Annotated in this window: 21 protein-coding genes; 11 read left to right on the forward strand and 10 right to left on the reverse strand. The window is 39.9% G+C overall.

The window, feature by feature from the left end; all coding sequences use genetic code 11:
- Window positions 1-104: 104 nt before the first annotated feature.
- The 5 genes from FN809_RS12140 to FN809_RS12160 all read left to right on the forward strand — a co-directional run bounded on the left by FN809_RS12140 (window position 105) and on the right by FN809_RS12160 (window position 4,478).
- Window positions 105-1,148: a DUF6340 family protein gene (locus FN809_RS12140; RefSeq protein ID WP_142533799.1), complete on the forward strand. Its 1,044-nt coding sequence runs from the start codon at window positions 105-107 to the stop codon at window positions 1,146-1,148.
- Window positions 1,145-2,536 carry a D-alanyl-D-alanine carboxypeptidase/D-alanyl-D-alanine endopeptidase gene (gene dacB / locus FN809_RS12145; RefSeq protein WP_142533800.1) on the forward strand — a complete coding sequence of 464 codons (1,392 nt, stop codon included), beginning with the start codon at window positions 1,145-1,147 and terminating at the stop codon, window positions 2,534-2,536. The genes FN809_RS12140 and dacB overlap by 4 nt, the downstream gene beginning before the upstream one ends.
- Window positions 2,537-2,557: 21 nt before the next feature.
- Window positions 2,558-3,334, forward strand: a complete 777-nt coding sequence (locus tag FN809_RS12150) for an amidohydrolase (RefSeq protein WP_142533801.1) — start codon at window positions 2,558-2,560, stop codon at window positions 3,332-3,334.
- Window positions 3,335-3,432: 98 nt separating this feature from the next.
- A complete protein-coding gene (locus FN809_RS12155; protein WP_142533802.1) occupies window positions 3,433-3,732 on the forward strand; it encodes a hypothetical protein in 300 nt (99 codons plus the stop codon).
- Window positions 3,733-3,845: 113 nt separating this feature from the next.
- Window positions 3,846-4,478, forward strand: a complete 633-nt coding sequence (locus tag FN809_RS12160) for a TonB family protein (RefSeq protein ID WP_142533803.1) — start codon at window positions 3,846-3,848, stop codon at window positions 4,476-4,478.
- Between the two features lie 240 nt (window positions 4,479-4,718).
- Here FN809_RS12160 and FN809_RS12165 read toward each other — a convergent pair whose 3' ends face one another.
- From FN809_RS12165 to FN809_RS12180, 4 genes are all read right to left on the reverse strand, one after another.
- Entirely contained in the window at window positions 4,719-5,135 is a 417-nt protein-coding gene (locus tag FN809_RS12165) for a DUF6483 family protein (RefSeq protein ID WP_142533804.1), read from the reverse strand.
- A gap of 195 nt (window positions 5,136-5,330) precedes the next feature.
- A complete protein-coding gene (locus tag FN809_RS12170; RefSeq protein ID WP_142533805.1) occupies window positions 5,331-5,789 on the reverse strand; it encodes a hypothetical protein in 459 nt (152 codons plus the stop codon).
- A gap of 163 nt (window positions 5,790-5,952) precedes the next feature.
- Entirely contained in the window at window positions 5,953-6,831 is an 879-nt protein-coding gene (locus tag FN809_RS12175) for a MerR family transcriptional regulator (protein WP_142533806.1), read from the reverse strand.
- 301 nt (window positions 6,832-7,132) lie between these two features.
- Window positions 7,133-8,899 carry a fasciclin domain-containing protein gene (locus FN809_RS12180; RefSeq protein ID WP_142533807.1) on the reverse strand — a complete coding sequence of 589 codons (1,767 nt, stop codon included), beginning with the start codon at window positions 8,897-8,899 and terminating at the stop codon, window positions 7,133-7,135.
- Window positions 8,900-9,167: 268 nt separating this feature from the next.
- On the opposite strand from FN809_RS12180, the gene FN809_RS12185 reads away from it, so the two are divergent.
- The 3 genes from FN809_RS12185 to nadD all read left to right on the forward strand — a co-directional run bounded on the left by FN809_RS12185 (window position 9,168) and on the right by nadD (window position 11,284).
- Window positions 9,168-10,043: a YicC/YloC family endoribonuclease gene (locus FN809_RS12185; RefSeq protein WP_142533808.1), complete on the forward strand. Its 876-nt coding sequence runs from the start codon at window positions 9,168-9,170 to the stop codon at window positions 10,041-10,043.
- Between the two features lie 78 nt (window positions 10,044-10,121).
- Window positions 10,122-10,703, forward strand: a complete 582-nt coding sequence (gene gmk, locus FN809_RS12190) for a guanylate kinase (protein WP_142533809.1) — start codon at window positions 10,122-10,124, stop codon at window positions 10,701-10,703.
- Entirely contained in the window at window positions 10,700-11,284 is a 585-nt protein-coding gene (nadD, locus tag FN809_RS12195; protein ID WP_142533810.1) for a nicotinate (nicotinamide) nucleotide adenylyltransferase, read from the forward strand. Before gmk ends, nadD begins: the two co-directional genes overlap by 4 nt.
- A gap of 352 nt (window positions 11,285-11,636) precedes the next feature.
- Here nadD and aroC read toward each other — a convergent pair whose 3' ends face one another.
- The 4 genes from aroC to FN809_RS12215 form a co-directional block, all read right to left on the reverse strand.
- Window positions 11,637-12,713: a chorismate synthase gene (gene aroC / locus FN809_RS12200; protein WP_142533811.1), complete on the reverse strand. Its 1,077-nt coding sequence runs from the start codon at window positions 12,711-12,713 to the stop codon at window positions 11,637-11,639.
- A 196-nt stretch (window positions 12,714-12,909) separates the two neighbouring features.
- Window positions 12,910-13,497 carry an FKBP-type peptidyl-prolyl cis-trans isomerase gene (locus tag FN809_RS12205; protein WP_142533812.1) on the reverse strand — a complete coding sequence of 196 codons (588 nt, stop codon included), beginning with the start codon at window positions 13,495-13,497 and terminating at the stop codon, window positions 12,910-12,912.
- Window positions 13,498-13,632: 135 nt separating this feature from the next.
- Window positions 13,633-15,582, reverse strand: coding sequence for a dipeptidyl-peptidase 3 family protein (locus FN809_RS12210; protein ID WP_142533813.1), 1,950 nt, complete (start codon window positions 15,580-15,582; stop codon window positions 13,633-13,635).
- A gap of 70 nt (window positions 15,583-15,652) precedes the next feature.
- Window positions 15,653-16,897: a hypothetical protein gene (locus FN809_RS12215; RefSeq protein ID WP_142533814.1), complete on the reverse strand. Its 1,245-nt coding sequence runs from the start codon at window positions 16,895-16,897 to the stop codon at window positions 15,653-15,655.
- A gap of 51 nt (window positions 16,898-16,948) precedes the next feature.
- Between FN809_RS12215 and FN809_RS12220 the strand changes: the two genes are divergently transcribed.
- Entirely contained in the window at window positions 16,949-17,140 is a 192-nt protein-coding gene (locus FN809_RS12220; RefSeq protein WP_142533815.1) for a DUF6132 family protein, read from the forward strand.
- Between the two features lie 195 nt (window positions 17,141-17,335).
- Here the strand turns inward: FN809_RS12220 and tdh are convergent, their stop codons facing one another.
- Entirely contained in the window at window positions 17,336-18,370 is a 1,035-nt protein-coding gene (gene tdh, locus FN809_RS12225) for an L-threonine 3-dehydrogenase (protein WP_246095593.1), read from the reverse strand.
- A 103-nt stretch (window positions 18,371-18,473) separates the two neighbouring features.
- Complete coding sequence (ppk1, locus tag FN809_RS12230; RefSeq protein ID WP_142533816.1) at window positions 18,474-20,522, reverse strand: polyphosphate kinase 1; 2,049 nt, start codon at window positions 20,520-20,522, stop codon at window positions 18,474-18,476.
- A 111-nt stretch (window positions 20,523-20,633) separates the two neighbouring features.
- Between ppk1 and FN809_RS12235 the strand changes: the two genes are divergently transcribed.
- Together FN809_RS12235 and miaB are read left to right on the forward strand one after the other, a co-directional pair.
- Window positions 20,634-21,299, forward strand: coding sequence for a ferredoxin--NADP reductase (locus FN809_RS12235; RefSeq protein ID WP_142533817.1), 666 nt, complete (start codon window positions 20,634-20,636; stop codon window positions 21,297-21,299).
- Between the two features lie 94 nt (window positions 21,300-21,393).
- Window positions 21,394-22,734, forward strand: a complete 1,341-nt coding sequence (miaB, locus tag FN809_RS12240) for a tRNA (N6-isopentenyl adenosine(37)-C2)-methylthiotransferase MiaB (protein ID WP_142533818.1) — start codon at window positions 21,394-21,396, stop codon at window positions 22,732-22,734.
- Window positions 22,735-22,972 lie beyond the last annotated feature (238 nt).

Below are 22,972 nucleotides of genomic sequence, written 5' to 3' on the forward strand. Positions count from 1 at the left end.
GCTCCATTTAACATTGTGTAAATGTAGGCTTGGCACTGCTATCACCTTTAGCAACCTTTAGGTATAGTTTTTGCATTATGATTGAGTATCTTAAAATTAAACATATGTTAATTAAGCGATTTCTTATACTGTTTTTAATAGCACTACTAGGCTCATGTGCAAGCTACGAGGTATTGAACATAGATGTTTTAAAACCGGCCAAACATACTTTTCAGCCCCAAATAAAATCCGTGGTATTGGTAGATAATTCCATCCCCTTCCGAGGCAAAGATGTGAACAAAGTACAAACACCAACAAGTAAATTTTCGGTAGATACCATTTGGTTCGACGATTTTTCCACCCGTAATCTGGGTACGCTAAAAGAAGAGATGCAAGTACGTATGTTTTTCGATTCGGTTTACTTACATCCCGACCGCTTAAAAAGTGATGATAGATTGGTAAACCGGGCTTTAAGTTGGCAACAGGTCAATGCATTGTGCGAACAGTACAATGCACAAGCCGTTATCGCACTTGAAAGATATATATATGACACAAAAATACAAGTAGACCGAAGCTACGACGGGGGGTTGTATGGCTACATGGATGCTTCGGGGGTAATTTTATGGCGGGCATATAACAACCTTACAAAGGAACTAATCTATAAAGAAACACAGGTGGACACTATATCGTGGGATGCAATAGGCGGCAACATAGAGCAGGTAGCGCGCCAATTACCTACGATAAAAGGGGGACTCGAAGAGCTGGCCATTTATTTAGGCGAACAAGCTGCAAATCATTCAACCCCCATATGGGAAGCCCAACTCAGGGGCTATTACGCCACAGGCACTTATCATTTTTTACAAGCCACAGAATTTGTGCGCCAAAATCAATGGGGCGAAGCCATCAAACTTTGGAAGTATGCCTTTGATCACTCCAAAAAAAAGACCAAGGCACGTGCCGCCTATAATTTAGCCTTGGCATCGGAAATGTTAGACGATTATGAATCTGCACAATATTGGCTCGATCAGGCAACAGAGGCCTTAAGTTTTCTATCAGGTCAATCCGTTAATGTGGACAAAAAGAGAATCATATCGTACTCCTTTTATATGAACAAAAGAAGGAAGGAAATAAAGGATTTAAAACAACAAATAGGAGGCGTAGTACAATGAAAAAATCGTTGCCCACCTTGCTTTTTTTCTTCATCCTAACCAATTGTTATGCCCAATTTCAAACAGAAGACAAAGGTACAATTGTTACCCTAAAAGTAGCAGAAGTATCAACAGGCGAAATACTACTGTCTCAGCACGAGGAATTGCGTTTAACACCCGCTTCGCTTACCAAAATAATAACTACTGCAACAGCGCTGGAATTGCTGGGACCCGAATTCACTTATTCTACTAAGTTTTATGCTTTAGGAAAGATTAAAAAAGGCAAGTTGTTAGGTAACTTGCTTATAAAATCAAGTGGCGACCCTACCTTGGGTTCGAAATATTTTGAGCAAACCAAGCCCGAGATAATTTACAACAGCTTGGCCAATGCGCTTAATATGGCCGGCATAAAAAGTATCGACGGAACAGTTGTTATTGAATCGGATAAGATAAATTATTCGGCCCCGAGACTATGGGAAGACATGGGCAATTATTATGGTGCCTCGCCCCAAGGCTTTAACTGGCGCGACAATACCGCCGTGCTCACATTGCGGTCGGCAGAAATCGGCAGTACGGCTACACTTGTTTCTTTAGAGCCGCATATTGCACCTTATACAGTTCGTTGCCTTGCCGTGGCAGGATCGCACAACAAGGATAGTGCCTACGTATATGGCCTAAAAAACCTGCCTGAATGGTGGATAGAAGGATCTATACCGCCACATCGCCATAAATTCAGGATTAAATCGGCTCTGCCCGATCCGGCACAAGCCTTTAAAAACGGTCTGGAGGATTTTCTGCGCAATCGAGGGATAAACATCAGTCACAACCCGCCTTTGCACGCTGCTAGTACGGAGCAAATCACCCTATTTACGCATCAATCACCCCCACTGTCCGGGATAATCAAAACCATTAATCAGCAAAGCCATAACCTTTTCGCCGACCAACTTTTATTAACATTGGGTAAACTATTCAAGGGAACACCATCATGGGATAATGGCAACCAAGTTGTTCGGGAGTTTTGGCTAAATAAAATATCTTTTGAAGATAATTTCCGTTTACGCGACGGAAGTGGTCTTACGCCCAAAAACCTGATTTCGGCCAGTGGGATGGTAGAGCTGCTTATCTGGATGGAGCAAAACAGTAAAAACTTTGCGTTTTATGCCCAGTCCCTCGCCAAAGGCGGTGAGACAGGCACCTTGCGCACCACTTTTAAAAATCCGGCAATAAAAGGCAAACTGATAGGAAAAAGCGGGTCGATGGAAGGGGTACTGGGCTACTGTGGTTATCTCACCACGCTTTCCGGAAAAAAAACTGCCTTCTGCATCCTTACCAATAATTATATAGTGCCTACAAAACAGATAAGAGAAAAAATAGATCAGATAATGACCGGGCTGATACTTGAAAAATAATTAAAACGGAAGGAATCTATTATGACTTTTAATATCGCATTGGTTCAACACGACATCATTTGGGAAGATACCAAAAGTAATTTAAGCAAGCTGAGCGATTTGATTGATAACACTCAACCCCATGTTGACTTAGTAGTTCTGCCCGAAATGTTTGCTACAGGCTTTTCGATGAACAGCACAAAAATTGCACAAGGTATGGACGGTGAAGTCCTTAGCTGGTTAAAGCAAAAAGCCAAAGAAAAAGGAATGGCTATCATGGGTTCACAAGCAATCAAAGAAAAAGGGAAATTTTACAACCGCGCACTATTCGTATTCCCCAACCAACAGGTGCTCCATTACAACAAAAGGCATCTTTTTAGTCCCGGAAATGAGCATCTAAATTATTCTCCGGGTCGCGAGCGGCAAATATTCAATTACAAAGGTATTCGTATTTTACCGCAAATATGTTACGATTTGCGATTCCCTGTTTGGAGCCGAAACAGAAACGATTACGATTTGGCTATTTATATGGCCAACTGGCCGGCTGCCCGACAACATGTTTGGAACACCTTATTAAAAGCCAGAGCCATCGAAAACCAATGCTATGTTTGCGGCCTCAACCGGGTGGGCTCAGGTGGCAACATCAATTACATAGGCGAATCGCAAGTTATTGACTTTAAAGGTGTATCCCTATTAAATTTAGATAAACAAGTAGATGTTATAAGATATTGCACTTTTGATTTTAATAAACTAAAATTATTTAAAGAGAAATTTGCCGCACACAAAGACGGGGATAACTTTAATTTGATTGTAGATTAATTTTTACAATTCCTTCGCTTGCAAACTAACAATTTTATAGTTAAATTTAAAACAAATACTTTTTGATTAGTATTTAATCGACTCAATCCGCAAAAATTATGAAAAACTATAAAATACAAATTGAGGATACAGAGGTGCAGTTTTTTAGACATCTGATGGATAAATTGGGTTTTACAAAGTACGAAGAAATAAAACCTGTTAACGAGCCACGTGTATATCCCGGTGGAAATTTTGAGATTCGATCCTCAAATAATCCAGCTCCAAAGTCAGATACAAACCTATCCGCAGGTAATAGTAGTTTAGGTAAGCAACAATCTTCTAATACAAGAAAAGATGCCATGAAAGATATCAGGGACATCATCTCCCGAATTGACCGGGAAAGAAATAAAAACAAATAATGTATTACTCTATATTGGAATAAATTAGCCCCTTTGGGGCTTTTTTTTATGCAAAAAATGACATAAGGCATAAATTTTGTTTAAAATATTTTGCCAAATAAAAAACTAACAGCATGAAAACTCTACTATTTACAATCATTTTTGCAATTTTATCGCTATCTGCTTATACACAATCAGAGGAAATACAAGCGGAGAAAATATACGAAACGGTAAACCAGGTGCCTGTTTTCACAAAAAACAGAGGGCATGTTCAAAAATATTTAAGCAAAAACCTGCAATATCCTGTAGACGCACTGGCCAAAGCTGTTGAAGGCAAGGTACTGGTGTCATTTGTGGTAAGCAGCAGTGGTAATATCAAAGACATTAGGCTAGAAGAAGGCCTTACCCCAAGCACCAACGAAGAAGCCTTAAGGGTGGTAGGTACAATGGAAAAATGGAAACCTGCCAAATTAGACGGGCGCAACGTAGCCACACAAGTAACTATTCCCGTACATTTTTATCTGTCGGAGGAAAACAAGCAACTAAGCCAACAGTTAAAACCATTTTACATAAATAACAACCCTCCCCTATTTATAGTGGATAAGAAAAAAGTACTGGGACTCACCACCTTGGCATATTACAACATAAAATCGATTCGCGTAATAAAAGGTGAAAAAGCGATGGATTTATACGGCAAAGACGCAAAAAATGGTGTGTTGGTAATTGAAACTAAAAGAGGAACACCAAGAAATTATCAGAGGTATTAGTAATTTCATACACATTCCTTTTTCAGTACAGACCATCGCACGGGCACCGTTGAATGGAGGCTTATAATATTTTACAGGAAGTCTTTATTCATAAATAACGATGTTCGTCAGGTAAAATACAAGCAATCATCATTCAGATAACCGGCGGCCTCCTTCCAAAAATGGAAGTTGCATGTTATGCTGCACAGCATGTTATGCAACCTTTTCAACAACATTGAACATTGGTATTTTTTTATGTGCTTAGTCCAATTGCCTAAGCACCGCTTCAACCTTACCCATTTGGGCTTGGCGTGCTAGCGAATACGTTGCCGATTCTAAGTCCACCAGCTTGTAAAGCTGCATTGATTTAAGGTAACATTCTTTAGCTTTTTCTTGGTCATGGTTTTTAAGATGAAGATCGCCACCGGCCGATATTAAGCCTGCCAGCACTTCGAGCCCTTCAAAACTTTCGCCAAATTTATTTTCTAAAACAGCACGCAGCTGCCTAATATCCATATCCAGCATGGTATCTTCATTTATATCAAAACCCCGTTTTAGCCCCTGGATATAGAGCTTCTGTGCCTCTTCTGTATCTCCCTTACTAAGCAAAGCAAGCATGGCGGCAATCATTTTGCCAATCTCCTCTATCATCCGTAAAATATAATCTTTTCGTATCATTCTCTGCCAGCTTCAATTTTAGTACACTAAAGCAATTTGGGATGTTTTTTTATTTTAAATACAACACCTCACTAAAATACTAATATTTACCAAATAAACTGATTACCCGGTACAAACACTTCACATTCAAAAAAAACGCCGTTTTGAAATTCAAAACGGCGTTTTTATTCTTATCCTTTGGCATTCCACTTTGTCCTATTCGGCATATCCTTCGTCGTCGGCAATAGGCCCAAACTGTATTTCCGTTACCTGATCATTTTCGAGCCAGAAGTTTAAATCTGCATCATAAAAAGATATCAGCTCATGGTTCGGTGTTTCAACCGACGAAACGTCTTCCCTTTCATATTCACCCAAATCAAGTTTGGCTACCTTTTGCAACAGTTCCTCGCTCGAGGTGCCTATTAACTGGAGCCCTTCCAGGCGAACCTCAGGGCTGCTTACGGCTATTGAACTTAAGTGCCACCCGTCGAGCTGATCAAAAGAAACGGAAACTTCCATCTCGTCGTAATGATACGCTTCCGTGTTATCATCCTTCATATCGCTACTGCTGTAAGTATCAATCTCATCGGGCTGACCCCATATTTTTTTTACTTCGTCACGAGTCATTCCAAAACGGATATTACCCATGCCCTCACCTATTAAAATATTATCCATTACAATATATGTTTAAATAAATCACTTTTTTAATGATTTGTATTTGATATTGCATGCAATATAGGCTAATAATTATTTAATACAAGCCACAGAAAAGCAATATTTATCTTTCCCTGCGATTCTCACAAAAAATAATAGGTGACTGGGAAAAACTACTTAAATATTACAATTTTTTTATGATTTGTTTAAAATCGCGTGAGCAGCTAACCAGATAAAAGTTATCAGGCACTTCATCGGCGTGATGTTTTATCTGAAGTCCTGTAAGAATAAATGGTGTGTCGGGAAAGGTAGATTTGTATCTCTCCAGTTTTTCCTTCACATCGGTATTAGATGGAGGATTTACGAGTGCGGTAAAAAAAGCATCGGCTTTTTGTATTTGATGTATGGTTTCTAAATCGGTAAATGGTACAGATATCCCAAGGTAGATAACACCGAAACCTTCTTTACGAGCCAAAAGACTATAAAACAGCAAACTAATTTCGTGGAGCTCCCCTTCCGGCAAGAAAAATATAATCCGTTTATTGCGATGCTCCGTTGCCATCTCGTTATCAATGGCAACAATTAGTTTTTGGCGTATCAAGTTACTAATAAAATGTTCCTGTGCAGGGTTAATGGTTCCGGCCTGCCACAAAATACCTATTCTGTCTAAAAATGGAAACAGGATTTTTTCAACAGTGTTTTCAAAACCAATTTTTATAATGGAATTGGTTAATATTCCATTGAACTTATGCTCGTTCAGCTCTAACATACTCACTACTAAACCTTCTATCTGAACATTGGTATTGCTGTGATCCAAGCTTAGATCTATCACCTTTTCTTTGAGCTGGTGGTTATTGAGACCCGCTATTTTAGATATCTTAAACCCATTTTGATATAAAATAGATATATTAAGAATCCGTTTTAAATCATCATCCGTATATTGCCTGATATTGGTTTCGGTTCGCATTGGCTCAATAACAGCATATCTTCGTTCCCAAATACGTATGGTATGGGCTTTGATTCCGGATATTTTTTCTAAATCTTTTATTGAATATACTGCCATGATTTAAATTGTGTTCGGTTTGCGTTTAAGGTGATCCTGTTTTTTTTTGAATTCAAAAGCTTCAACAAGGTATTTCTACAAAGCTTTAAGCCAAAACTACAATTCTTTAACCCTTACTTGCTTGTTTTTGTTCATCAAATTTAATATAACTTTAGGCAAAAGCAAGCGATGGAGCCATGTATATAAAAAGAGCAGAGCGTCCACAGTAAAACCACCTGCCATATGGCCAGTTTGATTTACTGAAAACTCTCCGCTCTCTGATACGGCCTTTAATAAGTATTAAACTCTATCCGTTATATGCTTATGGCATAATAACTTTGCCAACAACATGTACAACGCCATTATCTGCATCCAGGTCTGCTGTTATAACATTCACATCTCCATCTATTACAACACCATGGCTTATATCCACAGCTATTTTTTTGGCCGTATTCAATGTTTGAACTTCACCATTGGTCAAATCTGTGGACATCACCTTACCAGCTACAACATGAGAGAGTAAAATTGGTGTTAATGTTTCTTTTGACAGATCGGCTATTCCAGTCACGCCATCCAGTGTGGCAAATAATGCTTCAAAAGCTGCATTATTGGGTGCAAATACTGTGAAAGGACCTTCCCCCTGCAATGTTTCAACCAGCTCAGCTTTTGTGAGTGCTTCTACCAGTATGGAGAATTCCATATTTCCAGCTGCTATATCTACAACAGAGGTTGCATTGGATGCTGAAATTACCTTATCAATAACATGAACCACACCATTACTTGCGCTTATATCGGCGGCTGTAACCGTAATACCATAATCAATTTTTACACCATCACCAACATCAACACGAATGCTTTTGCCATCATTTAAAGTGGGCACTGAACCGCTTGACAAGTCCGTTGACATAACATTACCGGCAACAACATGAGAAAGCAATATAGGTGTTAAGGCTTCTTTGGAAAGATCTGCTATTCCCGATACACCTTCCAAGGCGGCAAACAATGCTTCAAAAGCTGTGTTAGTTGGTGCAAAAACCGTAAACGGACCTTCGCCCTGCAATGTACTAACCAATTCGACTTTGGCCAGCGCCTCTACTAAGATAGAGAAATCAGGATTCCGAACTGCAATATCTACAATGGTATAATTTTGGGCAGATATCACCTTATCAACAATATGAATAACCCCATTATCACCAAGCACGTCGGCATCAGTAACGTTTACATCTCCATCAATTACAACACCCGCGCTAATATCCACAAATAGTTTTTTGTTTGTATTTAATGTAGGCACGGTTCCATTAGCCAAATCTGCTGCCAAAACATTGCCGCTAACAACATGCGATAACAAGATAGGCGTTAAAGCTTCGGCTGAAAGATCAGCTATGCCGGACACACCATCCATCGTGGCAAATAAGGTCTCAAAAGCGGCATTGTTTGGTGCAAAAACCGTAAAAGGACCCGTTCCACTAAGTGTTGATACCAAATCGGCTTTCGTGAGCGCTTCTACCAAAATGGAGAAATCATCATTTCCAAGCGCGATATCTACAACCGTGTTAGGTTCTTCGTAATTTTCCGGGGAGATCACCTTGTTAACAATGTGCACAACCCCATTATCTGCAACTTTATCGGCACCGGTTACTGTTACATCTCCGTCTATAACAACACCATTACTTATATCTACTACAATACTTTTACCTGTATTTAAGGTTGGTACTGCTCCATTGGTCAGCGCTGATGATCGTACATCCCCTGCCACAACGTGTGAAAGTAAGATCGGTGTTAAGGCTTCCGCTGAAAGGTCGTCTATACCGGAAACACCTTCCATAGTAGCAAATAAATCGGTAAAGGCAGTATTGGTTGGCGCAAAAACAGTAAATGGCCCATTTCCATTTAGGGTAGAAACCAAATCGGCTTTTGTAAGTGCCGCCACCAATATAGAAAAGTCCTGACTGCTAAGTGCAATATCTACAACCGTATTGGTTTCTACAGGTTTCGGCTTGTCGTCATCATCATCGCATGAAGTTAGTGAGAACCCTAAAAACATTAGCATCGCAAAGATGGAATAAAAACTAAATTTTTGTGCTTTCATAATTTTTTGTTTTAGTGCTGATTTTTAATTTAAATAATAGTCTGAAAATTTGTTTGTTGGCCACTTCTTAATTGACGTGGTCAAGTTTGTTTAATAAATTAGTTTAAAAGCTAAACATCAACATGCTTATTTTTGTTCATTCTTTTTTGTATTTTATTAAACACTATATGAAAAATCTATTATTCTACTCACAAACAGCGGTGTGCTTATCCGTTAAATCCGAGTTAAAAGATTAACTTTGTGGCTTCAAAAAAAACAGTTTTACCTTATGATTAAATCAATGACAGGTTTCGGAAAAGCTACTTGTGAGCTTTCGGATAAAAAAATTAGCATCGAAATAAAATCGCTCAATAGCAAACAGTTAGACCTCAACTTGCGCTTACCCAATATTTATCGTGAAAAAGACATGCTACTTCGCAACGAGCTTGCAGGTAATTTAGGAAGAGGTAAGGTAGATGTTGGGTTTTACATTGATTATTTAGGCTCAGAAAAAAATGCTTCTATCAACTCGCATATTGTCGAAAACTATTTCAGCCAGTTACAGCCCATTAGTGACAAACTGGGTTTAAGTAAAAACAGTGATATGCTGCGGGTAATTATGACCCTGCCCGACACCGTAAAAATAGAACAGGCCGAGCTGGACGAAAAAGAATGGGGTATTGTTTTTGAAACTTTTAAAGAAGCATTAAACAACCTGAACAACTTTAGGGAACAGGAAGGTGAGGTACTGCAAAAGGAGGTAACAGCCAGAATAAACAATATCCGACGGTTACAGGCCGCCGTTGAACCCTATGAAAAGCAACGGATAGAAAAAGTACGCGAACGGATTTTGGATCAACTGAACGAATTAAAAGAGAAAATAAGTCTGGATCAGAACCGCTTTGAACAAGAAATGATTTTTTACCTGGAGAAGTTAGATATCACCGAGGAAAAGGTACGCTTGACAGCTCATTTGGACTATTTTTTACAAACCATGGAAAAAGAAGAACAAGTGGGACGGAAGCTTAGTTTTATCACCCAGGAAATAGGACGCGAGATAAACACCATGGGTTCAAAAGCCAATCATTCCGAAATACAAAAATTGGTAATTCAAATGAAGGACGAGTTGGAAAAAATAAAAGAACAGAATTTAAATGTGCTTTAAGCAAAAGCTACCGGCCATTTAAAATAGCCATCCTATTCTGTATAGACATATTCAACGCCATAATTTACGCCTTAACCAATGAACAGCACAAACCCCAAGAACGGCAAATTAATTATTTTTTCTGCTCCCTCCGGATCGGGCAAAACCACCATTGTAAAAAGCTTGCTCACGAAAAATTTCAATCTCGAATTTTCCATCTCAGCCACTACGCGTGCTCCTCGTGGCCAGGAAAAACACGGTGTGGATTATTACTTTTTACAACCCGATGAGTTCAGAGCAAAAATAAATGCCAACGAACTTTTAGAATGGGAAGAAGTTTATGCCGATAAATATTATGGCACACTAAAAAGCGAAGTCGAACGCATCACCAAACAGGGAAAAAATGTAGTGTTTGACGTAGATGTTGTAGGCGGACTCAATATAAAAAAAATGTTTCCCCAAAACTCACTGGCTATTTTTATTCAACCTCCATCCATTGCAGCATTAAAAACCAGGTTAATTTGCCGTGGCATCGACACCCCGGATGTAATTACACAACGCCTTAATAAAGCCGAAGAAGAATTACAATATGCCAAAAAATTCGACCACATTGTGGTTAACAACGACCTGCAAACAGCTATTGACGAAGCTGCGCATCTATTGACAGACTTTTTACAATGAACAAAAAAAGAATAGGTTTATTTTTTGGATCGTTTAATCCGGTTCATGTGGGACATTTGGCATTGGCCAATTATATAGTTGAAAATTCCTACATTGAACAGATATGGTTTGTAGTGAGTCCTCAAAACCCCTTTAAGGAAGAGGATGAACTGGCTAACACCACCCTGCGCTTACAAATGTTAGAGGCATCGGTTAAGGGATACCCGAAATTTAAAATCTGTGATATCGAATTGAACCTCCCCACCCCATCCTATACCTATCTTACCTTAAAAAAATTACAAGCAACTTATCCCGACTTTACTTTCACCATTATCCTGGGATCCGATAATTTGCAGCAGTTGCACCGCTGGAACAATGCCCAACAGATTGCCGCAAATTACTCCTTTATGGTATATCCTCGCCCGGGATTTAAAACAGAGCAGAAACACCTTAAAATTCAACTCGAAACGATTGAAGCCCCTGTTTTTAACATCGATTCCACTACTATACGCAAAGGCATTCGCGAGGGTAAAAACTATACGTTTATGGTGCCCAAAGAGGCATATGCTTATATTGTTAAAAAGGGCATGTACAAACCGTAATCCAATTCAACACTCAATAATTAGAATGGACAAATAGTTCGCTCATCTTCGTAAATTTATTTGGCATATTTTATTATAGAAAATTGCTTTGAAGAATTGGGAATCACGACAACTCTATGTTGAACACCATTCACTATTCTGTCAATACACGCAGTGAAAACACGAAGTTATCCTATAATCTAACACGGCTGCCGGTACCAAGAAAATAACCCGGTACCTACATACAGGCTGCTGATTTGCTGATAAATTTCTGTAAAAACCAGGAGGTGCGGCACCATAAAATACCCCATAATAAAACTACAGGCAAGATCTTTTTACTGCACTACCCCTGATGTGCCAGCTCCGAGCGTAATTACAAATACATCTTGTTTAGATAAATCATATCTACCATCACCATGGCCGCCATGGCTTCCACAATGGGTACTGCACGCGGTAGTACACAGGGATCGTGACGACCTTTTACCGTGCTGGCCACCTCCTCGCCCTGCTTGTTAACAGTGTGCTGCTCCTTTAAGATCGTAGCGATAGGTTTAAACGCAACATTCATATATACATCCTCGCCATTGGTAATTCCACCTTGCACACCTCCCGAGCGGTTTGTTTTGGTACGCACCTTGTCACCATCCATATAAAACTCATCGTTATGCTCGGAGCCTTTCATGTCGCAGGCCTTAAAACCCATACCATACTCAAAACCTTTAACGGCATTAATACTTAGCATAGCCTGCCCCATTTGGGCATGAAACTTATCAAACACAGGTTCTCCCAGACCTACGGGAACATTTTTTATGACGCAGGTAATCACCCCTCCTACCGAATCTTTATCCTGGCGTACCTGATCGATATAGGCGATCATCTGTTGTGCCACCTCGGCATCCGGACAACGTACTATATTTTCTTCGGCTTTAGCCAAATCCATCTCGTTGTACGCTTTTTCCAATTTTATGGCGCCCACTTGCGAAGTATAGGCATTTATCTGTACAGCATATTTTTTTAACATGAGCTTAGCAATAGCGCCCGCCACTACCCGGGCCACCGTTTCGCGCGCCGAAGAACGACCTCCTCCCCGATGGTCGCGAATACCATATTTTTGCTGATAGGTGTAATCGGCATGTGATGGACGATACACATCCTTTATGTTGCCATAGTCTTTGGAACGCTGATCTGCATTCCAGATGACAAAACCCATAGGAGTTCCCGTGGCTTTTCCGTCCATAACGCCAGAGAGTATTTCCACTTTGTCCTTTTCGTCGCGAGGCGTAGTAATAGCACTTTGACCGGGACGACGACGGTTCAGCTCAGACTGGATAAAATCCAAGTCGATTTCTGTACCCGGCATAACGCCCTCAATAACACCACCCACAGCTTTGCCGTGCGACTCTCCGAATGAGGTTAATTTATATATGTTTCCAAAAGTATTACCAGCCATGTTTATGAATTAAAAAGATAAGAGATTTTAGGTAAGAAAAGATGAAATTGGCTCATGATGAATTGTTTTGTAATAGATGATATGCAGTTCCCCGAAAAACGTAAAAAACCTGCTCTTATATAAGAACAGGCTTTATATTTTTAAAGTTAAGCATATCCGGCTTACTCTTTATTGCCAACGTTTAACTTTCAGGTTACTAACAACCGCAGCCACCAGAACCGGAACCGTCGGGACCACATGATCCGCTTTCGCAACCCACTGTTTCACCGCTTTCACATCCACAACCTGATCCACATCCACCGCCACCAACAGCAGCCATCAATTCGGACTCAGTAGCTTCGCGAACGTTGCTAACTGAACCGGAGAAATATAGGTCGTCGCCAGCCAATGGGTGATTGAAATCCATCTTCACATTTTGGTCTGTAACTTCCAGAACAATACCATTCAATCGGTTTCCCTGCGCATCCTGCATCGGAACCATATTACCCACTTTAATCAGTTCCTCATCAACTTTCCCATCCACTTCAAAAATATTTCGTGGAATTTCCACTTTAGCTTCGGGATTGATCTCTCCATAAGCCTCTTCAGAAGTTAGTTTAAAGCTAAAGTTATCGCCAGCTTTTAAACCGTCTAACTTTTCTTCAAACATTTGAAGCATACGTCCTGTCCCAAAGATAAACTCTAATGGCTTATCTTCGGGTGTTTCTTCTACAATCTCCCCTTCAAACCCTTGTAATCTTAATACGTAGGAAACGGTTACGTACTTATTTCTTGAAATCTCCATATGTTTTATTTTTAATGAATTCTGTTCTACCCAAATCGTTCAGGCTAAATTAATTATTGTGCAAAGAAAGCGAGTTTTTTAAGAAATGCCAAAGCAATTATAAAAAAACCGATTTCTACGCAAAGGTTATTTTAACTATTCCAACTCTTCTATTGCGTTTAAAAAACCGTATTCTGCAGAGTACTGCATCATTTGTTGGGCGTAATCGGTAACATATTTTATCCTAACATCTTTAATATGCCCATCCTTGTATATTGGCACCAGGTTAGGATTCAAAAACCCGGTGAAGGGCGGCACCTTTAGCTTCTCGAAACGCTGCAACACCTCTTCGTGCAGTTTACGGTTTATATTAACACCGTAAGCCTCCACAATGTTCTGAGCCGAAACAAAATCACCTTCCGATTTAATCCGTTGTATTTCTCTTAGCATCTCGCCAAATATTTTATGCAGGGTGGCATAATCCTTAATTATAAAATACGTCTTCTCGTTTTTTACTACTCTTTCTATCACTTTACCCTGCCCTGCTTCATATGCCCTAGCGGCAATCATCTGTCGGTTACGCATATGAGCCTGTTCTATTTTATCGCCCCGCTTAATTCGTGTAATTTGCGTTAAAAGACCGTTGCGGATGTAGGCATTGTAATGTGCCTTGACTACGTCTAAATTAGGCATAAGACCCAGTTCAATCATTTTAGGACTATACATAAAATACAACCCACACAAATCAGCTCTGGCCTCTTCAATAACAGCACCATAGTTTTTTAATCTCTCGGCACTTACCCCGGGCAGCATTTTTCCGGAGCCATGTCCAATGCATTCGTGCAAATGCGTATGAAGGTTATCTGCCAGGGCACCATATTTTTTATCTAAGGCCATTTCCTCCTCGGTTAATGTAAACTCCTCGGTTATACCTGTGCTCAGCGAGGCCTTATGGTGTGCGTTAGAAATATTGATTAGGGTAACTGATTTAGATCCGTATTCTTCCCTAATCCACTCGGCATTGGGCAGGTTAATGCCCAGCGGACTGGCCGGGTAACAATCACCACCAAGCATAACAGCATTTATTGCTTTTAAGGATACAGCACTTACCTTCTCTTTTTTATACTTTTTGTGTGTAGGCGAATTTTGTTCAAACCAATCGGCATAATCAGCTATGGTGGTCGCTTTTCGTGTTTCCTCTTTATCAATCCATTGCACCACACCTTCCCAGGTGGCTTTTATACCCAATGGATCGCCATAGGTTTCTATAAAACCATTGATAAAATCAACATCACCATCCAACTCAGCTAACCATTTTATACTGAAGGTGTCGAACAAATCCAGACGACCTGTTTTATAAAAATCAATCAGTAAGCTGATAATCTCTTGTTGCTCTTTGTTTTCGGCAAAAGGGAGTGCTCGTTTTAAATGCCCGTTAATTGCCGACAATGCCTTGCCATAAAGGCCGCCTACGCTATATTTTTGATCTTTTAATCTGCCATTCTCCTTTATGAGTTTACTGTTGAGCCCAAAGGACAATTTTTTATTTTCCGACTTTTCCTTTTGCTGCTCATAATACGCTTCCACTTCGCTTTGGGTAAGGCCCTGGTAAAAATTATTGGCCGAGCCTGCTATCAAATCAACATTAGGGTTCATATTTACGCGCTTGGGCAAAAAATCCGCATCAAAAATCAAGCGCTGCAACAAACTTATGTTCTCGGCCCTAAGATGTTCCGGTGTAAGCTTAGCCATGCCGGGTTTGAGTTGCGAAATCCAACTATGGTAGGAATCAACTGAAAAACCGGGCACAAATTTATCGGTGCTATAATGATGGTGCGGACCGCTGGCAAACCATACTTTTTTCAGGTAAACCACAAAGTTATCCCACTCCTCCCCCTCTTCATCCAGAAGATAAATAGCTTCCAATACATCGCGCAACATCAAATTGTATTTCCCATGCTGATCCCATAGAATATCTCTACCGGCCAGGGTAGCCCGGCTTAAATGATAGATAAACAATTTTTTTTTCAAGTCAAGGTTTTCAAAACCCGGCACCTCAAAACGCAATATTTTAATATCATCAAACTTATCTACAATTATTTCCATTCGTAATTATTCAAGTTGCTATTCTATCTTTAAACAACCCATAACAGACAAGGGTTGAGATAATTTGGGACTATTGTGTTATTGTCGGATTAAAAACATCTACATCTTTTACAAGCACCCATTTTTCTTTATCAAAAACATACGCATCGTACGAAAAATCGGGGCCATAAAACCTTTTGTTTTGGATATACATACTATTGGGCGGAGCCAGGTGGTCCAGTACAATCCTTTGGTTTTCCTTATCGTATTGCAGCATCATATTTGCCGCCGCGCCATATTCAAAAACCAAGCGTTTGTACAAGTACCTGTTTTCCCGAAAAACGCTATGGCCAAAGCGCACCTGTCCGTTGCCCACCACCATCAATGTTTCCACCACTTTTTTCTTGGTCATTTCGTTATTGGGTTTATAGCCGAGTAGCAAATAGTACACCCGTTTATTTTTATCTTTTACCTGCACCATATCGTAATAGATGGCCCCATACCAGCTTTTATTTGTCAAAGAGGATCGCTCGGGCGAACGTATCTTGTCCGTATTATCGTTTAATGGCGACACTTTAACGCCATTTTTTGTTTTAACAACCACGGCACCATAAAAATTATTAGTGGAATTGGGAAGTACAAGATTCCAGGTGCACACCTTTACCTTACCATCCTCCGACAGTAAAGTCGACATTCGCTTTATACCGTTAAAATTGTCGGTAAATAACTCGGGGTTTTCCCATAATATTTGCATTCTATGCAGGATAGAATCATTTAAGGAAAGACGCTCTGCTTCAGTTTTTCGCTGCATCAGTTCTTCAAAATAGCAAATCACAGCCACATCACGATACTCCTTGTAGGTTTTCTTATCTTCTTTAAACGAAAAAGTTAAAGGGTACAAGTAGAGTTGCTTATGTTGCTGTCGAGCCAGATGCAATTCCAATTCGCCATTTCCCTTTTTCACCTGCTTACTCACCTGGTCGTCGAAACCGTGCAAAACTTTGCGCCTATCGATATCGCCATACAGCACAAACCAATCAATCCTGTAAATAATTCCATTGGCAAAGGTGTTAAAATAATAGAGGGTGTATTTTGAATCGCTGGAGTTGGTTGTTTTAATATACGAATCCTCACCGGCAGCTATGGTCACAACATTTTGCTCCAGATAATTCGCAAACGCACTGGCAAATTCTGTGAGTTGGTATTTTTTTTCGTTGATATCGTCCAAGTCAGAAATAGATTTGGCTTTCAGGTCAAAATCCACCCCATTATTTTGGGCCCCGCCATTCAAGGAAAAAAGGAATATGAACAAAAATGACAATTTAAATATATACATTGTTATATATTTTAATATATTTGTTTCTTTGATATTTATAAAAGCGAAATTATGAAGATTTGGGAGAAAATAAAACAACAAAGTTTAAAGCGTATCTTATTGGGAGTTTTTTTGGGTGCCGTAGCAGGATATGCTTACTACTATTTTATAGGGTGTAACACAGGCTCCTGCGCCATAACTTCAAATCCGGTAAACAGCGTTTTATATGGTTCCTTTGCCGGATTGGTGCTGGTTTTTAAGTAATTTGTGGTCAGTGAGATTGTGAAATGGTGGGGCAATAAGTTGAGCCTGTTTGGCATACTATATTCGATGTGACATAGCAATTCAGGCCAACTATTTTTCTGAGCAGCGATTACAGCACAGCGATTCTGCTACGGGATTGCTCAAGGCACAATAATACCACTAGAATATTGTTGCACCTTGAGCTTAATTGTAAATCTAATCCCAATTGAGGATTATTTTTCCGCTATTGTGCGATTCCATGATATCGAAACCTTTTTGAAATTCATCAATGGGAAAACGATGTGTGATGATAGGTGTTAAATCGATACCTGACAGTATCATTTGTTCCATCTGATACCAGGTTTCGAACATCTCTCTACCATATATTCCTTTAAGCGTAAGCCCTTTAAAAATTATTTTACTCCAATCCACCTGGGTATTTGAAGGGAGCAAGCCCAACAACGAAATCTTACCCGAATTATACATATTATCTACCATGGAGTTAAATGCCATCGGGTTTCCGGAGCACTCCAGTCCAATATCAAAACCTTTCATTTTAAGGTCGTCCACCACCACCTTGTGTAAGTCCTCATTCAAGGGATTAACTACTCGTGTTGCCCCCATTTTACGCGCCAAATTGGCCCGGTATTCATTGGTTTCGGTGGCCACCACATAACGCGCTCCTGCAAATTTTGCAATGGCCACGCACATACTGCCAATTAAACCACTTCCTGTTATTAGTACATCTTCACCAATAATAGGGAAACTAAGTGTAGTATGAGTTGCATTTCCAAAGGGATCCATGATAGAAGCTACCTCATCCGAGATGTTGGGATGCACCTTAATTACATTATTAGCGGGCACCTTTACATACTCAGCAAAAGCGCCATCAATATTTACCCCTATTCCCACGGTATTTTCACAAATATGCTGTCTTCCGCGTCTACAGTTTCTGCAATGTCCACATGCGATATGCCCCTCGCCTGTAACCCGATCGCCTTCTTTAAACTGTTTTACCTCGGATCCCACTCCGGCTACATAACCCACGTACTCATGCCCTATGATCATTGGGGTTTTAATGGTTTTTTGTGCCCATTCATCCCAATGGTAAATGTGTAAATCAGTACCACAGATGGCCGATTTTGACACTTTTATCAGCACCTCGTTTACCCCTATTTCGGGCATATCCACTTCTTGTAGCCAAATACCTTTTTGGGGCTTAGCTTTTACAAGCGCTTTCATTTTTGCCATAAACAATTTACTTATTTGTTTTTATACTTCCACTTTAACGGCATAAAGATAGAGGCAAAATAAGTATGACATAGTGATAAATCTCAATTACAAATACTTTTATTTATTCGCTTACATCGCTCAACCATTTATAAAACTCCAATTGGGAGCGAAACTCACCTTTGTCTACTTCAACTTCTCTAATTTTGTTATCCATTTCGTTATTTAGCAAGCGTGCCGAACAATTATCTTTCATTTGCATTTCCAACATCATCTTCAGTTCATTCTGTATTTTTACATCGTAAATAGGACACGCTACTTCTATTCTACGATCCAGGTTACGCGTCATACAATCGGCAGAGGAAATATACATTTTCTCCTTTCCATTGTTACAAAAAACATATATCCGTGAGTGCTCCAGAAAGCGGTCGATAATTCCAATAGACTCAATGGCACTTTCGTTGCTGTCGAACTTCGGATATACCGAAAACATACCCCTTACATTCAACTGCACCTTCACGCCTAATCGCTGGGCATCGTACAACTTAAAAATCAAGTCAAAATCAACCAGGTTGTTCACTTTTAAATAGATGTACGCTTCTTTTCCTTCCTGGGCATTTTTTATTTCGCGGTCGATAAAGCCCTCCAGGCTACTACGCAAAATAAAAGGCGCCACTAACAGGTGTTTAAAGGTAGGGATATTGTAGTTTTTATTAAAGAACTCGAAAATAGATGCCACTTCCCGTGTAATGCCAGTATGTTTTGTAAATAGTAAATGATCGGCAAATACCTCGGCCGAATCTTCGTTAAAGTTACCCGTACCTACACACACGTATTGCGCCATTTTGCTTCGTTCTTTGCGCACTACCATGCACAACTTGGCATGTACTTTTAATCCGGGCACACCAAATATTACCTTTACGCCTGAATCCCTTAAACGGTTAGCCCATTTAATATTGGCTTTTTCATCGAAACGCGCTTGCAGTTCCACTACGGCGGTCACTTTTTTACCATTGCGAGCCGCGTTAATCAAGGCCTTGATTACAGGCGCATTTTTTCCTACCCTGTAAATGGTAATTTTTATTTCGCGCACCATAGGGTCAATAGAAGCTTCGCGCAGATAATCGATGAAATAATGAAACGAATGATACGGGAAATGAAAAAGGATATCTTTTTTACTAATTATCTTAAAAAAAGAAGATTGCGGCTCAATATCGCGATGTATTATGGCAGGCAGAGCAGGGTAGGTCATGCTTTTACTCCCTATCTTAGGAAAGTCGATGAAATCTTTAAAATTATGGTAACGGCCTCCTTTTATAATGGAGCTGTTTGATGAATAGTGAAGCTTTTTTAACAGAAGACTCAATAGGGGTTCGGGCATTAATTTGTCGTAAACAAAACGCACGGGTTCGGCTTCCTTTCGTCGTTCCAAGCCCTTTGATACTTTTTTTACATAACTCTCTGATATGTCTTCGTTGATATCGAGTTGGGCGTCGCGGGTCAGTTTAAAGGTATAGGCACCTATCTCATTAAACTTAAACATATAAAATATATCGCCCAGCTCGTAACGAATTACATCATCCAACAGCATAATATATTTTTTACCGTCTTTTGATGGCAACAAAACAAAACGATCCAGCGATGGAGGTATTTCTATCAGTGCGTAATGAACACGGCGGTTGTCTTTTCGTTTTAAGTACACCGCCAAATAAATTCCATCATCGGCTAAATCGGGTAAAGGACGACTATTGCTGATAATTATAGGCATAAGTTTGCCGCGTACTTTTTTATGAAAATAGCGTTGCACAAATTCCCCCTGTTCTTTGCTCAGGTCGTTTTCATTTATGAGGTAAATATTTTCTTTGGCCAGATCTTTTATAACCATACGGTAGGCCTGGTCGAACATTGCACCTTGCTTGCGCACCAACTCATGCACTCCTTGTAATATTTCCTGCGGGGATCCTCCCTCAAAGACGGTATTTTTATCTAACTGAACTATTCTTTTAAGTATTGCAACCCTAACGCGAAAGAATTCATCCATATTGTTGGAGTAGATTCCCAGAAATTTTATCCGCTCAATTAAGGGAACATTATCGCGCATAGCCTCCTGCAATACCCTTTCGTTAAACGAAAGCCAACTAATCTCTTTACTTCTAAAATTCTTTACACTCATATGGTAATTTTTTCATGCAACTGTTTGCCCCTGCAACGGGTTGAACAAATCATCTTATTTTAAGTTGTAATAGCAATCCTATAAAAATAGAAAATAAAAGAATATTATATAATGAATATGATCAGAAAACGCATGAATTTACATGAGATTTTGGAAGTAAGAAATTTAACCGAGTCCACGTTTATTCTTCGATTTGAAAAAAACGGGCTGGAATTTACCCCCGGGCAACACGTTTGCGTTGGACCTCCAAACGGAATACACACACGCGAGTATTCTATTTACAGTGCAGTTAACGATCCGTATATTGAAATTTTGGTAAAAGAGGTGCAAAACGGGTTGATAACGCCCGTACTCAAAAAACTTAAGGTGGGCGATTCGGTGGTTGTGGAGGAACCGGTAGGCTATTTTGGTCTTAACGGTGCCGACAAGACAAAGAAAAAATTTTTATTTATTGCTACAGGAACAGGCATCTCGCCTTTCCACTGCATGGTAAAATCATATCCCGAACTGGATTATCAAATCATACACGGGGTACGATCACTTAACGAAGGTTACGAAAAAGAAGAGTACGAGAAACAACGCTATACCCTATGTTCCTCGCGCGATACAAGTGGGGATTACACCGGTAGGTTGACAAATTATTTGCTTGAATTAGAAATTGATAAAGAATCTGAAGTATATTTGTGCGGAAATTGCAACATGATACATGACGCATACGATATTCTGGAAAACAAAGGGATACCCAATGAGCGCATTCATGCTGAGGTTTATTTTTAAGAACACAAAGGGATAGGTAGTTAAGAGATATTGGGATTATTCATCTTTTACGCTTTGTGCCTTGTTATTTAATCAATTAATAATATAAAAAATTGTGAAGTACTTTTTAATGACACTTGGATGTCAAATGAACATGAGCGATTCGGAACGCGTAGCATCAGTGCTTGATGCGGCAGGTTGCGAAAAAGTAGAGACTGAGGAGGAAGCGAATTTTATTGGGATACTGGCATGTTCTGTCCGCCAAAAGGCAATTGATAAAGTTTACAATAAAATAGCGAAGTGGAACAAATGGAAAGATAAAAAAAATCTGGTTACCTTTATATCAGGCTGTATGCTGCCTTCGGACAAAGAGCGATTTTTAAAGCTATTTGACATTGTGTTTACCATGCCCGAGTTGCCTCAACTACCGCGTATGCTTGGTGAATATGGTATTGCCAACCCGCTGAGTTTGATCGCCGAGCCACAATCGCCCGTTGATGAGATAAAACTTTTTTGGAAAGTGAAGCCCAAGTACGATAGCAAATTTGAAGCTTTTGTGCCCATACAAAATGGTTGTAATAAATACTGTACCTATTGCGCTGTACCCTACACGCGTGGCCGGGAAATATCACGACCATCGGACGAAATATTGCAGGAAGTAAGAGAACTGGCCGAAAAAGGATATAAAACCATTACCCTATTGGGACAGAATGTAAATTCCTATGGGCTGGATAAAAACGGACACGAAATAAACTTTGCCCAGCTGTTGGAAAAAGTTGGTCAAATGGGCGAAGAAATCGACAACGAGTTCTGGGTATATTTCACTTCGCCCCATCCACGAGACATGACCACCGATATTTTTCATATCATTGCCAAGTACGAATGCCTGGGTAAACAAATCCATTTTCCTTTGCAGAGTGGCGACGAAAAGGTATTGATTAAAATGAACCGTAACCACTCGGTGAGCAAATACCGCGAAACCATGCATGCCCTTCGTGAAATACTACCGCAGGCTACTGTTTTTACCGACATTATTGTTGGTTTTACCGACGAAACAGATGAACAGCTGGAAAATACACGTAAGGTGATGGAAGAGTTTAAATACAATATGGCCTATATTGCGATGTATTCACCGCGACCCGGTGCGGCCTCGTACCGTTGGAAAGATACCGTTAGCCTGGAAGACAAGAAAAAACGCTATGCCATATTAAGTGAGGAGCTGGCCAAACATACCTTGACATACAATCGTGCCATGATTGGAAAAACCGTTAAAGTTTTGGTACGCGAGCACGACCGCAAAGAAGGTTATCTGTCCGGACATACCGATGGAAAATTGGTCATCCGCTTTCAATCAGACAACGAAGCTTTAATAGGTCAAATAATTGAGTTAAAAGTTAGTGCGGCAGCTAAGTTTTCGTTAGAAGGTGAGTTAGTGACTGTTCCGGCTGAGGCCTAAGTCATTATCATTGAGCAAGGTAACATGGCCGCATGTGGGTGTTCAGTTGTCGCATACTGCGAATAAAATACGACTATTCAGTTGGTAGCTTTGTAAAGAGATTTTCAATAGAAAAGAGCCTGTCGATCGAACGATGACAGGCTCTTTTTTATTTAATAAATCATGATTCTTTCAAGGATTGTTTGTAAAAGTGCCTATGCAACCAAACTGTTATATGGCCAAAACCTATCTAAACAGC

This window comes from Saccharicrinis carchari (assembly GCF_900182605.1).
Taxonomy (GTDB): Bacteria; Bacteroidota; Bacteroidia; order Bacteroidales; family Marinilabiliaceae; genus Saccharicrinis; species Saccharicrinis carchari.

Excerpts from the sequence above, each read along its gene's own strand:
- FN809_RS12180 (WP_142533807.1), bottom strand. The coding sequence starts at position 8,899 with ATGAAAGCACAAAAATTTAGTTTTTATTCCATCTTTGCGATGCTAATG.
- gmk (WP_142533809.1), top strand. The coding sequence starts at position 10,122 with ATGAACAGCACAAACCCCAAGAACGGCAAATTAATTATTTTTTCTGCT.
- FN809_RS12160 (WP_142533803.1), top strand. The coding sequence starts at position 3,846 with ATGAAAACTCTACTATTTACAATCATTTTTGCAATTTTATCGCTATCT.
- FN809_RS12205 (WP_142533812.1), bottom strand. The coding sequence starts at position 13,497 with ATGGAGATTTCAAGAAATAAGTACGTAACCGTTTCCTACGTATTAAGA.
- dacB (WP_142533800.1), top strand. The coding sequence starts at position 1,145 with ATGAAAAAATCGTTGCCCACCTTGCTTTTTTTCTTCATCCTAACCAAT.
- aroC (WP_142533811.1), bottom strand. The coding sequence starts at position 12,713 with ATGGCTGGTAATACTTTTGGAAACATATATAAATTAACCTCATTCGGA.
- FN809_RS12155 (WP_142533802.1), top strand. The coding sequence starts at position 3,433 with ATGAAAAACTATAAAATACAAATTGAGGATACAGAGGTGCAGTTTTTT.
- FN809_RS12175 (WP_142533806.1), bottom strand. The coding sequence starts at position 6,831 with ATGGCAGTATATTCAATAAAAGATTTAGAAAAAATATCCGGAATCAAA.
- FN809_RS12215 (WP_142533814.1), bottom strand. The coding sequence starts at position 16,897 with ATGTATATATTTAAATTGTCATTTTTGTTCATATTCCTTTTTTCCTTG.
- FN809_RS12210 (WP_142533813.1), bottom strand. The coding sequence starts at position 15,582 with ATGGAAATAATTGTAGATAAGTTTGATGATATTAAAATATTGCGTTTT.
- nadD (WP_142533810.1), top strand. The coding sequence starts at position 10,700 with ATGAACAAAAAAAGAATAGGTTTATTTTTTGGATCGTTTAATCCGGTT.
- tdh (WP_246095593.1), bottom strand. The coding sequence starts at position 18,370 with ATGGCAAAAATGAAAGCGCTTGTAAAAGCTAAGCCCCAAAAAGGTATT.
- FN809_RS12140 (WP_142533799.1), top strand. The coding sequence starts at position 105 with ATGTTAATTAAGCGATTTCTTATACTGTTTTTAATAGCACTACTAGGC.
- FN809_RS12235 (WP_142533817.1), top strand. The coding sequence starts at position 20,634 with ATGAATATGATCAGAAAACGCATGAATTTACATGAGATTTTGGAAGTA.
- FN809_RS12220 (WP_142533815.1), top strand. The coding sequence starts at position 16,949 with ATGAAGATTTGGGAGAAAATAAAACAACAAAGTTTAAAGCGTATCTTA.
- FN809_RS12165 (WP_142533804.1), bottom strand. The coding sequence starts at position 5,135 with ATGATACGAAAAGATTATATTTTACGGATGATAGAGGAGATTGGCAAA.
- FN809_RS12150 (WP_142533801.1), top strand. The coding sequence starts at position 2,558 with ATGACTTTTAATATCGCATTGGTTCAACACGACATCATTTGGGAAGAT.
- ppk1 (WP_142533816.1), bottom strand. The coding sequence starts at position 20,522 with ATGAGTGTAAAGAATTTTAGAAGTAAAGAGATTAGTTGGCTTTCGTTT.
- FN809_RS12185 (WP_142533808.1), top strand. The coding sequence starts at position 9,168 with ATGATTAAATCAATGACAGGTTTCGGAAAAGCTACTTGTGAGCTTTCG.
- FN809_RS12170 (WP_142533805.1), bottom strand. The coding sequence starts at position 5,789 with ATGGATAATATTTTAATAGGTGAGGGCATGGGTAATATCCGTTTTGGA.